The organism is Flavobacterium sp. AC267 (assembly GCF_979258715.1).
The window spans coordinates 5,049,470-5,062,402 of the sequence record NZ_OZ409875.1; the positions used below are offsets into that span (position 1 = coordinate 5,049,470).

Genomic DNA, 12,933 nt, shown 5'->3' on the forward strand with positions numbered 1-12,933 from the left:
ATTAAAGATTTATGTCGTTAATAATTTTTCCATCGTCAATCGTGATCATACGACTGCATTTGTTCTTCCAAATATCATTTTTAGAAGTTACAATTACAGTCCAGTCGTTTTCTTCAGAAAGTAAAAAATCAACAATTTTGTTCGAAGTTATATCGTCCATTTTATCAACCGGATCTTCTAAGAATAAGATATTCGGTTTCCCTACAATACTTCTAGCCAAAAGAATCTTCTGCACATCAGAAGCAGAAAGTTCGCGTCCGCCCGGATGAATCTGATTATCCAGTCCGTTTTCAAAAGTTTTAATATACGGTGTAAGGCCAACATTGTCCAAAGCCCATTTTAAATCCTCGCTGTTTAATGTCTCGTTTCCAAACACGATATTTTCGCGAATGGTTCCTGCAAAAAGAGTATCGCCTTGTAAATACGTTCCTGCCTGCGCTCTATACGTATCTTCGCTAAGACGGTTCATATAATTATCCGTAACATACATGGCACCGGTTTCTGGCTCGATAAGCCCGGAAAGAAGTCGTAGTAGAGTACTTTTTCCAGCTCCGTTTGTTCCTGTAAGTATGATTTTTTCTCCTTGAGAAATTTTCAAATTCACATTCTTAAGCGATTTTTTGTTGTGATCTGGATAATTGTAACTGATACTTTCCGTCTCAATATTGATTCCTTTTTCTGTTTTATCAGAAGTCTGCGGAATACATGCAATTTCCATGTCCGTAACCTGTCCAATTTTTTCAACAGAAGTCAATACGTCGTAGAAAGATTCCAATCCGAAAATGATTTTCTCCACAGAGTTAATCAATAATACAATTACAATCTCAGTCGCTACGAACTGCCCTATGTTCATTTGGTGGTGAATTACCAGAAAACCACCGATCGACAATAAGGCGACGGTAACAATTACTTTAAAAATAGTCAGCTGTATATATTGTTTTTTCATTACCTGAAAGTGCTTTTCGCGGTAATTTACATATTGGCTTACATAACCGTCATTTCTGTCCAAAGCATATTCAAAAGCGCCTTTTCTGCGGAAACTTTCTCTGTTGCGGGCAATTTCCTGAAGCCATGCCGCCACTTTATATTTAAACTTCGATTCGTTCAAACTGGTTTCTAAACCATCTCTGTACGAAAATTTAAAAATAATGTATAGAATAACAATGAAAAGTAGTCCGATAACCATAAAGAAAGAATGGTACAATACTAATAAGATAATACCCAGACCAACTTGTAGAAATGCTGTACAGAAATCAAGCAGTAATTTTGCTGTTCCTTTCTGCACCATTAAAGTATCGAAAAAACGATTGGCTTTTTCGGGTGCATATTCAGAGTACATTTCTTTAAATTTAATGAGAGGCATTCTGTATGCAAATTCAAAAGAAGAACGTACAAAAATACGCTGCCGCAGATTTTCGACTATACGCAATTGCAAAATAGTTAAAACGCCGCCAAAACCAACTCCAATTGTAACTAAAACCACGAGAACAATCCAAGAAACACTGAGCTGTCCGCTTTGAATAAAATTAATAATAGCCTGAATTCCTAAAGGCAGTGAAAGGTTTACTAACCCTCCAAAAGCAAGCATAGAAGATAATTTGATATACATCGCGCTTATCGAGTCGCAATAAGTTATAAAAACGTTTTAATGGTGTCATGAATGTAAGTATAAATACTGGATTATTACATAGAATAAATATACGGCAAAAACCGCATTCGAGATTAAGATTTTTATCTTAATCCCTAAAAAAAACAAGTATTTACGAATTTATTCGAGGAGGCGGTAAATGTATTTTACCATGAAAACCAAGCGAAAAGATTGGATTATTAATGTAGTTTTTTCCTTTGGTTTCGATTTGAAAATAAAAGTAAGGCATCATTGATTCTATCGAAATCAAATATTCCATTGCAGGAGTGCCTTTTGCTAATTTAGCAGTTTTAGTATCTTTTGCTTCGTAATCATCCAGTTCTTCCGGAATTCCGTCACACTTAAAGACTTTCTTTAAAAAATTACACGCTATACCTTTTACAGTATACGTTTCAGCATTATCATTTATAATTCGGCCGAAGCTGTTTGAGATGTTTAGGTCTGCTGATTAAAAAATAGCCGACTAGTAACACCTGAAGGCATTTCGAAAAAAAGCTATTTTTAATTTTTTTCAACATTTTCTAAAAAACAAAAGTTACACCACCTATAAATCACAATTAAAAGACGTCGACAAATCATTTTTTAATTTCTGTCTTCTATTTTACCGCTAAATTTATTTTTTAGTCTAAAAATCACATTCAATTTTATTAAAAATCTCAATGATTTAAAGCTATTCGTCTAATTTTTATGAGCGCGCAATTTAGAGCCAATTTTTTTTCAGAACATTAAAATAACATTAGAATTTGGGTCTTTTTTAAAACTTTAAAAAGAAATTAACAGGACATTCTTACACTTTGCCTATTATCGAAATTATATAACGGTGGGCTGTAATTCTATAACTCACAAACACATAGGAAATCTACTTTTGATAATCGAAAATTTGATAAAATATAATAAAGAATATACAAGTGTTACCCATTAAAGAAACCCGATTTATAAACCATTTAATTCATAATGAAGAGATGATCTACGCGAAAAATGATTTGACCCGATTTTTAGATGCACAAAATAAACTTTATCTGACTGCTCTTTCTGAGATTAAAAAAGGTAAAAAAGAAACACACTGGATGTGGTTTATTTTTCCGCAGATAAAAGGATTAGGAAAAAGCACGCTCTCTGATTATTATGCTGTTGCAGATCTTAGAGAAGCGACTGAGTTTTTAAATCATCCGATTTTAGCCAAACATTTAATTGAAATTTCAAAATTGCTTCTGACTTTAAAGAAAAAGTCTGCCGAAGGTATTTTGGGAGAACTTGGCGCCAAAAAACTACAATCGTCAATGAGTTTATTTGTTCAGGTAGAAAATGCCGATCCTGTTTTTCAAGAAGTTTTGGATACTTTTTTCTACGGACATTTAGATCAAATGACTTTAAACTTTACCAAAAAAGCTGTTAAGCGACCAGAACCTGTACTTTCCTAATCTGTTTAAAACCGAAATTTTAATCTTCTTTGCCAATTAAATTTAAATTTCGGAAATACAATTTTAGAAATAAAAAAATCTGCTGTAGATTATTCTGCGGCAGATTTTTTATTAGTATAATTTGATAAACTTTAAAACGTAATACGAAGTCCCAATTGATTATTAGAGGCAACTATTGCTGTTTTAATATCATTATCTGCTAATTCGTTAGCGGGCAGTTTACTATTATATTTTCTAATCGCTTCTCTAATTCTTCTTGGATATCCAATTTTTATCGGAATCGAAGCAACGAGCAAAATACCTCCAATAACAGCAAAAGTCATATTAGAACGATCTGAAGAAACCTGCGGATATTGCGAAGATCCAGTCGAGGTAATATTATCGGTGTTCATTGCTGTAATCACATTTGCCCCTATCATTGCCAATCCTCCATAAAAGAAAACATTTCCGAAGGTTTTCTTGCTTCGTCCCGCGTTGTACAATTTCAGAGCTTCTGGATTGTCGCGCATAAATGTTCGAACATCTGTTGGAATTACTTTTTTGCCTTCAGAATTATAAACAGCTCCTCCTGTTCCGTACGTAAAGTGCTGGGCAAATCCTGCCGTGGAAATAATAAAAAGCAAAATGGTTAATTTTTGTTTCATTAGGTTAGTTTGTTTTTGTTTAAAATATTCAGGTATAAATATATAAAATAGAAAATACCTCAAAAATATTGACACAAAAAAGTTAAGGCAATAACTATTTTAAAAATCGTTTCCTTTTATAAATATTGTAAATTTGGACTACTGCAAAATACTATTAACCAAATAACAAACAGTCCAGATGCTTCGTCCGTGGCCATTAGAAATTCAGCTTGACAAAAAATCAGATAAAGCGATTTATCTTCAAATCGCCGATGCTGTTATTGATGCTGTAAAAAAAGGAAAGTTAGTTGGCGGCAATGCGCTTCCAGGAAGCAGACAACTCGTCGCACTTTTAAAAGTCAACCGAAATACTGTTGTAGAAGCTTTGGATGTTTTGACTGCGGAAGGCTGGCTTGTAACAATTGACAGAAAAGGAACTTTTGTAACGCATTCTCTTCCAAAATTAATGCATCCCACAGAAAATAAAAAAGATTCAAAAATTACGATTGAAGAACCCAAAAGTTATTTAGTTTTTGATGACGGACTTCCAGACAGCCGACTTGCGCCAATGAATGATCTGGCAAGGGCATATCGAGAATTGTTCAGCCGAAAATCGCGCTGGCAGATTATGGGTTACAGCAGTGAATTGGGAAATGTGGAGTTTAGAAAATCGATTGCTCAAATGCTGAATTTTAAACGCGGTATGAGTATTTCGCAAGATCAAATCTGCATTACGCGGGGCAGTCAAATGGCGATGTATTTGGCTTCGCACTGCATTCTGAAATCGGGAGATTATATCTTAATTGAAAATCCTGGATACAAACCCGCTTGGGATGCATTTGAAAATGCAGGCGCAAAATTACTCCCTGTTGCTGTTGATACTGACGGTTTAGATATCGATCAAGTCGAAAAATATCTTCAGAAATATCAAAATATAAAAGCGATTTATGTTACGCCGCATCATCAGTTTCCAACGACTGTAACTTTATCTTTAAAAAAGAGATTAAAATTGATTGAATTATCAAATCAGTATAATTTTACTATTATAGAAGATGATTACGATAATGAGTTTCATTTTGGACAGCGTCCTATACTTCCTGTTTCGAGTTATGCAGGATTACAAAACTATATTTATATCGGCACTTTTAGTAAAATTGTAGCGCCTGCATTGCGCATTGGTTATTTGGTGAGTTCTCTGGAAAATATTCAAAAAATTGCAGGTCATAGAAAAATCATTGATGTTCAAGGTGATAATATTATGGAAGAAGCAATCCTGAACCTCATCAATGAAGGTAAAATAAAACGCCATCTTAAAAAAGCTAATCTTATTTATAAAAATAAAAGAGATTATTTTGAAATCACTTTAAATCAATATCTTCAGAATAAAGTAACTTTTATAAAACCAGAAGGCGGTTTGGCATTTTGGATTGTTCCCAAAGCAGGTATAAATGTTTTGGAGATTTTTGAAAAACTAAAATCGCAGGGAATCCAAATCATGAATCCAGAAAAATTTAGTTTTAATAAAACCGTTAACGGATTTCGTCTCGGTTACGCTTCTCTTTCAGAAAAACAAATTGAGGAAGGTATAAAAGCGCTGGCTAATCTTTTGTAAAATACCTATTTACACACAACCTATATGTAGACACGGATTTCACAGATTTACTATCGCAAAGACACGGAAAATTACGGATTTTAAAATCTGTTTAAATCTGCGTCTTCGAGATAGCGAATCCGTTTTATCTGTGTTCAATTAATTTAATTACAGTTTTCCATTTCAATAATAGAAAAACCATTTTCCCGAATTTGATTTTCAACTTCAATTGGAGCTTTATCAATGTGGCAGAAACGGCATTCTTTAGAAGACAATGTCTGTCCTTCCTGCGCTACACTTTTCAGGTAATTTTTTCCGTATTCATACACTTGTTCTGCATCATTACTATTTTCATCAACCAAAATATCAAAATGCATAATTTTTCCGTCTTTGCGGGTTACATAAGTATCCCAAACTGCTATTTTCATTTTCTTTAGTTCTAAGTTACTAAGTCCACAAGGACAAAGTTTTATTGTTTTATGGTACAAATTTACATTGGATTATAAAGAACTAAATCATCCAGTTTTTTCATTTTTAAGAATATACTGGTCCAGTAAAAAAGTGTACAAATACTACATTTAAGATAACATCTGGACTAGTTTGAATAATATAAACTGGATTAAAAACGCATTCCAGATTTCGTTTAATTTTGTAATATGAAAAACGATATTATTTTTAATTTACTAAATGTGCATCAGCGTATTGAAAATGCGTGCAGAATTTCGGGAAGAAATCCTGAAGAGGTACAGCTTTTACTGGCAACAAAAACAGTTTCGGCAGAAAAAATTAAAATTGCGATAGAAGCTGGTGAAACTTTAATGGGCGAAAATAAAATGCAAGAATTGCGGGAAAAAGATTTTGAATTGAAAAATCTTCCAGTTGAACGCCATTTTATTGGACATCTTCAAACCAATAAAGTAAAAGATGTTTTAAAATATGTAAGCTGTATTCAATCTCTTGACCGTTTAAATCTGGCTGATGAATTACACAAACAACTCCAAAATCAGGATAGAAAACTAGACGTTTTTGTACAGGTAAATACTTCTTACGAAGAAAGTAAATTTGGCTTACCGCCGGAAGATGTTTTGTCTTTCATCAAAAAAATAAAAACCTACGAAACCTTAAATATCAAAGGTTTAATGACAATTGGATTACTCGATGTTGAAAAAGAAAAAATGATTCCGTCTTTAAGACTTTTAAAAACAATTCGAGACGAAATTTATAAAGAAGGAATTGATGGTTTATCGAATTTAAAACTTTCAATAGGAATGTCTCAGGATTTAGAACTTGCCATTGCAGAAGGCTCAAACATGGTTAGAGTTGGAACTTCTATATTCGGAAACCGCTTTTTAGGAAAAGAAATCTGGAATGAAAACATTTCAGAATAAAACTTAATTTTGCATCAAATTTTAAAGAAAGTGCGTTTGTGGCTTTGACATAAAGCGTTTGTTTCAGCAACAAGAGATTTGCACGCAAAGGCGCAGATACGCTAAAATTTTGCACTTAAATTTAAAGATTAAAAAAGAAACTAAAAAAGAGTTAGATAGAATGAACCTGAATGATCTTACGGTAATTGATACCGAAAAAATTGCTTTAGATGATTTATTTTTTAGCACTGAAAATAAATCGGCGCTTCTTCAGATTATAAAAGAGCATCAATATATTGAGGAATTAAAGAAATACAATCTTAAAGTTGATAATAAAATTTTACTGCACGGAAGTTCTGGCTGTGGTAAAACTACTACTGCAAAAGCGATTGCCAATACTTTAAATAAAAAGATTATAATTGTAAACCTCAGCACGGTAATCGATGCGAGAATTGGGGAAACTTCTAAAAATTTAAAAGCAATTTTTGACAAAGCAATTCGCGAAAGAGCGGTTTTGTTTCTGGATGAGTTTGACCAGATTGGTAAAAGCCGTGACAGCGACGATAAAGACGTTGGCGAAATGAGACGTTTGGTCAATACGATCATTCAGCTTTTTGATTATTTCCCTTCTGATAGTTTAGTAATTTGTGCTACCAATCATTACGAAATTATCGACAGCGCTTTACTTAGAAGATTTCAGCTTCGTTTAAAATATGAAATGCCGGCAGAAAACCAGCTGGATATTTATTACGATAAAATTGTAAGTCAGTTTCCTGTTCAGTATCAAAATATAGAGCGACGTTATTCTATTTCGTATGCCGAGGCTTTAGACTATATTCATACCACAATGAAAAAGCAGATTATTGCTGCTTTAGAATCAAAATAAAAAACCCGTTGTAAAAATTACAACGGGTTTGTTCACTTGGGTGGAGTTTTTATAGTGAAATAAAATAGTGTACGAAATTTATAAACCTCTTGTCAGCCATCCTCTTTTGCTCGCTGTTGCTATCGCATAAGGCGCAATCCAGAATAAACTGAAAGTGTAGAAAAGACTGTATGAATATGCCCAGAAAGATTCTGCCAACGTATATCTTTTAGCATAAAACAACATTGAGAAACTTGAGAAAAGCAAGATTGCCAATAATGTTGAACTTAAAAATAATACTGGGTGAACTGCAATAAAGAACAACATAAATAATAAGAACGGATACGTCATTAAAATTTTAAAAGACTGATTTAAAAAGAAAAGTCTTGCTCCAAATTTTGATTCTTTTCTGAAATCTTTAAATGCATATTTAGCCATCATCAGATTTTCACGAACATTACTTCTGCTCCATCTGATAAACATTTTGTATAAACCTTTGTAATCTTCTGGAACGTTTGTCAATACTACTGCATTTCTTTGAAACAATACATGGAAACCTTGTTTCAAGATCATATTAGTCATTGCTCTATCTTCTCCAATATCTGAAGGCTGTCCCATAAAAGTTTGATTGATCCATTCTGGAAGACAATTAAATACTGCATCTCTTCTGTAAGTCGCTAAAGCTCCTGGAGTACACAATACAGAACCTGCCTGACTTTCTGCAGAACGCTGGAATTCAAAACTCATTACAAAACTTACATTCAGCATTTTTGGTAAAATCGCTTTTTTGTTATTTAAAACCTGAACGTTTCCTGCAACGGCACCACATTTTTTGTTTACCACAAATGGGCTCACTAAGTTTCTAAGTGTATCTTTTTTAACAATAGAATCACTATCTACAGTTACAAAAATTTCACCTGTACCTAATTTAAATCCTCTGTATAGTGCGTGACGTTTTCCTTGGTTTTTAGGCTGTTGAAAGATAGTTACACGATCTCCCAATTTTGCTTTTGCTTCTTGCATCCAATACCAAGTATCATCTTTACTTCCATCATCAATAGCCAAAAGCTGTAATTTTTCTGCTGGATAATCACTGTCTGCAAGACTTAATAAAGTATCCCAAACTAATTTTCCTTCATTATAAGCCGGAACGATGATTGTACAAGTTGGCAGTAAATCGTCTGAAACAGATGGAATTGGCTTGTATTTTAAATACATGAAAGAACTATACAAGAACACTCCAGATTGATACAGAAATAAAATTGTAGTTACAATTAAAAATGGGAATCCCCATGTTGAAGCAATTCTTTCAAAATGAAATTGCTCAAAATCTTCTTGTAATAGATATACTAAATATCCTCCTGCAATCATTAATAAAAATGCTCCAATAAGAACTGCCAGTCCAAATGGACTTGTTGGTCTTTCTACATGTACTTTTTGTGATTTTTCTTTAGTTCCAAAAAAAGAACTGTTTAATGCTTTTTTCGCTGATAGCCGAACTTCTGTTCGAGTAAAATTGTTCTGAGATAATTGTTTCGCTTTCCATGCTTATACCTGTTTGATTTCTTTAATATGGCTTTTAGCAAAATCTTTTCTTCTTAATTTATTTGAAACTCGTATGGGTGAGAAACAATTAAAACAAACGCATCAAAGATTTTGACATAAACACAATTTGCAAGCGCCGTGCCAATACAGTTTAAAACTGGTGTAGAGGCATTTAGCAAAAACAGGCCAAAAAATAGTGTGTAATTATTTTACACTTTGTGCATATAGTATACAGTAAAAATGTAAAAATTGTGTTTACAGTGCTTGATTTTAAAAGGGAAGAAGAGTATAATATTCCCTTATCTTTAAAATTTCTTTTTTTTAGAACAGAAAAAGAAATTGGTTTAAAAAATTGTTTTCAGTCAAACAATTCACACTAATAATAACGCAGAATTTTGAAAAAAATTGCAACTATTTATTTTTTTACTTCTTAAAAAAAACATTCTTGCTAAAAAAACAGGAATTCTTACTTAAAAATGTTAAATTTATCCAATATAATAACCTAAATTTTAGGAGAGTAAAACAATGAATACAAAGCATTACAATCTTTTGTTAGCTGATGATGATGAAGATGACTGCGATTTTTTTAAAGAAGCCCTCGATGAAATTCCCATTGAGACCGACCTTGCAATGGTACACGACGGGGTTCAGCTAATGGATTATTTAAAAAAGATTAAATTTAAACTTCCTGATGTTCTTTTTCTTGATTTAAATATGCCTAGAAAAAATGGTCTAGAATGTCTGGCAGAAATTAAAAATGATGAAAAACTAAAAGAACTTCCTATTATAATTTTCTCCACTTCTCTAGACAGTGAAATTGTAAATAACTTATATAAAAAAGGCGCTTCATTTTATATTCGAAAACCTGGTGATTTTTCTAAACTAAAAAGAGTTATCGAAAACGCACTAAGAAGCGCATCCGAAAATAATTTCAAACAGCCCGAAAGAGCTCATTTTATACTGCAACCCTAAAATCTTCTTTGGAATGAACCGCAAAAAAAAGGAACATTATTTTCTGTCCCAAGGAGGAGAAATGGGCGATTTAATTCGCGATGCGACTTGGAGCAAAACGTCTTTGGGAGATCCAGAAAAATGGCCTCAGAGTTTAAAAACGATGACCGCCATGATGCTCAGCAATCCGTTTGGAATGTATATTGCATGGGGGAAAGATCATATCCAATTGTATAATGATGCGTTTCGTCCAATTCTTGGTGCTTCCAAACATCCTGATGCATTAGGAAGAAGTTCGCAGGAGACATTTGCAGAGATTTGGGACACCATTGGTCCTATGTTCGCAGATGTAATGAAAGGAAAAGCGGTTAGTTTTCCTGACTTCAAAGTACCTCTTTATCGAAATGGATATGAAGAAGATTGTTTTTTTGATTTTTCGTACAGTCCAATAAGAATAGAAGACGGATCAATTGGCGGCATTCTCGTTACCGTTATCGAAACTACAGAAAAAAAGATTGTTGCCGATGCTTTGCAGGAAAGTAATGCGCGGTTTATCAAAAATATTATGCAGGCTCCTGTTGCGATGTGCATTTTTAGAGGAGAAAATTATATCGTTGAAATTGCGAACCAGCAAATGCTAGAACTTTGGAGCACTAAAGCAGAAAAAATAATCAACAAACCTATTTTTGAAGAACTGCCTGAGTTAAAAAAGCAAGGTCTTGACGAAATTCTCCGCAGTGTTTTCAGCAATGGAAAAAAAATTACAACCGACGAACTCTTTGTTCAACTAAATCGAAATGGACAAACAGAAAACACCTATATCAATTTTGTTTACGAACCTTTAAGAGAAGCTGATGGAACCATTTCTGGTGTTGTCGCGATTGCAACTGAAGTAACCGCACAGGTTTTAGCCCGCTCGAAAGTAGAAGAAAGCGAACAAAAAATTCGTCAATTGGTCGAAAATGCGCCTTTTCCAATCGCCGTTTATGCAGGAAAAGAAATGCGTATTGAACTTGCCAACGAATCGATTATAAAAATATGGGGAAAAGGTCCAGATGTAATCGGAAAAACATATAAAGAAATTCTTCCAGAATTACACAATCAGTCTATTTTTGAACAAGTTGCTACCGTTTTTGAAACTGGAGAATCTTTTCATTCCAGAAACAGCCGAGTTGATATTGTAGTCGATAATTTGTTACAGCCTTTCTATTTCAATTACAGTTTTACGCCTTTGTATGATGTAAATGGAAAAATCTACGGCGTAATGAATACCGTCGCAGATTTAACAGATTTATATTCGGCCACACAAAAAATAGAAGAAAACGAACAAAATCTAAGCAGTATGAGTCTCGCAGGCGCCAATTGGAATTTGTTTAATTGATGCCGATACTTTGATATGCGAAATCGTAAACGATAGTTTTGTTGAAGTTGCAGGAAAACCTTATGGCGACATTGCTGGAAAGCACTATTGGGAAAGTTTTGCCGAGGTAAAATCTTTTTATGAAAAAGAACTTCAAAAAGTAATTGATGAAGGTGTTCCGTTTTATGCCAATGAAGTAGAAATGGAACTTATCAGGCATGGAAAAAAAGAAAAAATATACGTCACTTTTGTCTATTCACCATTAAAGAATATAGATGGTAAAGTCACCAAAATAGCCATTTGGGTAGTCGACAATACACCACAAGTCATTATCCGACAAGAAATTGAAGAAGCGGATAAACGTTTTAGAAATACAGTTAAACAAGCTCCTGTTGGAATTACAATTTTACGCAGTACGCAACCATGTGGTAGAAATGGCCAACGAAGCTTACTTAAAACTAGTCGCCCGCGAAGAAAATACTTTTGTGGGCAGACCGCTGTTTGACTCGCTCCCAGAAGTAAAAGATACAGTCAGTGATCTTTTAGATAATGTTCTCAATACAGGTATTCCCTATCACGGAAACGAAATGCCTATTCCTTTAAACAGGTATGGAGAACAAGGAATTTTCTATTTTGATTTCCTTTATCATCCGCTAAAAGAAGAAAATGGCGAGATCACGGGTATTATTGTAACTGTAACAGAAGTCACCGAACAGGTTGAAAGCCGTAAGCAGATAGAACTAAGCGAAGACCGTCTTAAAATTGTAGTTGAAGCTAGTGAATTGGGTACTTGGGAATTGAATGTTAAAACCAGATTCCCCATTTATTCTAAAAGATATCTCGAAGTTATTGGCGGTTATACAGAAGATGTTACGCTTTCTCATGAAGAATTACTTGCCCATCTTCATCCCGATGATATGCATATTCGGAATAAAGCATTTAAAGATGCCTTAACTTCTGGCCTGCTCCATTATGAAGCGAGAGTAATTTGGAAAGACCAATCGGTACACTGGGTTGAAGGAAAAGGTAAGGTTTTTTATGATGAAAATCATGAAGCCGAAAAACTCATTGGAACCGTAAGAGATATTACAGAAGAAAAAAATTACAAGCGACAAATTGAAGAAAGCGAAAAAAAATTACGCAATCTGATCATGCAGTCGCCTGTTCCGAAAGCGATTTTGCGAGGAGACGATTTTGTAATCGAAATGGCCAATCTGGCTCTTCTTAATAATATTTGGAAGAAAAACGAAAAGGCTGTTCATGGAGAAAATATTTTAGAATTATTTCCAGAACTTAAGCAACAGAAATATGCGAGCATTATTAAAAGAAGTGTATGAGTCTGGAACAACTTATTCTGAATCTGAATCGCTTTTATTTATCAGCGACAGAGATACTGTCAATGAATTTTATGTTGATTTTGAATTTGCACCGCTCCGCGAAAGCGATAATGCCATTTCTGGAATTAGATTGACCCTTATCGACGTTACAGAAAAAGTAGAAGCCAGAAAAAAATTGAAGAAAGCGAGAAAAGATTCCGTTCATTAACAGAAAGTATTCCGCAG

At 33.8% G+C, this 12,933-nt stretch carries 11 protein-coding genes and 2 pseudogenes; 9 read left to right on the top strand and 4 right to left on the bottom strand.

Going from position 1 to position 12,933, the window contains the following annotated elements:
• Window position 1: 1 nt before the first annotated feature.
• A pseudogene (locus tag ACZZ95_RS26830) lies at window positions 2–1,658 on the bottom strand (peptidase domain-containing ABC transporter).
• Between the two features lie 952 nt (window positions 1,659–2,610).
• Between ACZZ95_RS26830 and ACZZ95_RS26835 the strand changes: the two are divergent.
• Window positions 2,611–3,069 (top strand): DUF1810 domain-containing protein, encoded by a 459-nt coding sequence (locus ACZZ95_RS26835; protein ID WP_463471786.1) that lies wholly within the window; start codon window positions 2,611–2,613, stop codon window positions 3,067–3,069.
• Window positions 3,070–3,200: 131 nt separating this feature from the next.
• On the opposite strand, the gene ACZZ95_RS26840 is transcribed toward ACZZ95_RS26835, so the two are convergent.
• Window positions 3,201–3,713 (bottom strand): hypothetical protein, encoded by a 513-nt coding sequence (locus ACZZ95_RS26840; protein ID WP_463471427.1) that lies wholly within the window; start codon window positions 3,711–3,713, stop codon window positions 3,201–3,203.
• 178 nt (window positions 3,714–3,891) lie between these two features.
• Here ACZZ95_RS26840 and pdxR point away from each other — a divergent pair, with 178 nt between their 5' ends.
• Window positions 3,892–5,304, top strand: a complete 1,413-nt coding sequence (pdxR, locus tag ACZZ95_RS26845; protein ID WP_463471428.1) for a MocR-like pyridoxine biosynthesis transcription factor PdxR — start codon at window positions 3,892–3,894, stop codon at window positions 5,302–5,304.
• Window positions 5,305–5,447: 143 nt separating this feature from the next.
• Here pdxR and ACZZ95_RS26850 read toward each other — a convergent pair whose 3' ends face one another.
• On the bottom strand, window positions 5,448–5,711 hold the full coding sequence (locus tag ACZZ95_RS26850) for a DUF2024 family protein (protein ID WP_463471429.1): 264 nt from the start codon (window positions 5,709–5,711) through the stop codon (window positions 5,448–5,450).
• A gap of 228 nt (window positions 5,712–5,939) precedes the next feature.
• Here ACZZ95_RS26850 and ACZZ95_RS26855 point away from each other — a divergent pair, with 228 nt between their 5' ends.
• Both ACZZ95_RS26855 and ACZZ95_RS26860 read left to right on the top strand, forming a co-directional pair.
• Window positions 5,940–6,671 (top strand): YggS family pyridoxal phosphate-dependent enzyme, encoded by a 732-nt coding sequence (locus ACZZ95_RS26855; protein WP_463471430.1) that lies wholly within the window; start codon window positions 5,940–5,942, stop codon window positions 6,669–6,671.
• A 160-nt stretch (window positions 6,672–6,831) separates the two neighbouring features.
• Window positions 6,832–7,536 (top strand): AAA family ATPase, encoded by a 705-nt coding sequence (locus ACZZ95_RS26860; RefSeq protein ID WP_463471787.1) that lies wholly within the window; start codon window positions 6,832–6,834, stop codon window positions 7,534–7,536.
• 78 nt (window positions 7,537–7,614) lie between these two features.
• Here ACZZ95_RS26860 and ACZZ95_RS26865 read toward each other — a convergent pair.
• A pseudogene (locus ACZZ95_RS26865) lies at window positions 7,615–9,061 on the bottom strand (glycosyltransferase family 2 protein).
• Between the two features lie 524 nt (window positions 9,062–9,585).
• Here ACZZ95_RS26865 and ACZZ95_RS26870 point away from each other — a divergent pair.
• The 5 genes from ACZZ95_RS26870 to ACZZ95_RS26890 are packed head-to-tail and all read left to right on the top strand — an operon-like array spanning window position 9,586 to window position 12,916.
• A complete protein-coding gene (locus ACZZ95_RS26870) occupies window positions 9,586–10,032 on the top strand; it encodes a response regulator (protein ID WP_095951845.1) in 447 nt (148 codons plus the stop codon).
• Between the two features lie 13 nt (window positions 10,033–10,045).
• Complete coding sequence (locus ACZZ95_RS26875) at window positions 10,046–11,392, top strand: PAS domain-containing protein (protein ID WP_463471431.1); 1,347 nt, start codon at window positions 10,046–10,048, stop codon at window positions 11,390–11,392.
• A gap of 10 nt (window positions 11,393–11,402) precedes the next feature.
• Window positions 11,403–11,876, top strand: coding sequence for a PAS domain-containing protein (locus tag ACZZ95_RS26880; protein ID WP_463471432.1), 474 nt, complete (start codon window positions 11,403–11,405; stop codon window positions 11,874–11,876).
• Complete coding sequence (locus tag ACZZ95_RS26885) at window positions 11,806–12,708, top strand: PAS domain-containing protein (RefSeq protein WP_463471433.1); 903 nt, start codon at window positions 11,806–11,808, stop codon at window positions 12,706–12,708. Before ACZZ95_RS26880 ends, ACZZ95_RS26885 begins: the two co-directional genes overlap by 71 nt.
• The gene (locus ACZZ95_RS26890; protein ID WP_463471434.1) at window positions 12,680–12,916 is read left to right on the top strand and encodes a hypothetical protein; all 237 of its coding nucleotides are present in this window, start codon (window positions 12,680–12,682) and stop codon (window positions 12,914–12,916) included. The genes ACZZ95_RS26885 and ACZZ95_RS26890 overlap by 29 nt, the downstream gene beginning before the upstream one ends.
• Window positions 12,917–12,933: the final 17 nt, after the last annotated feature.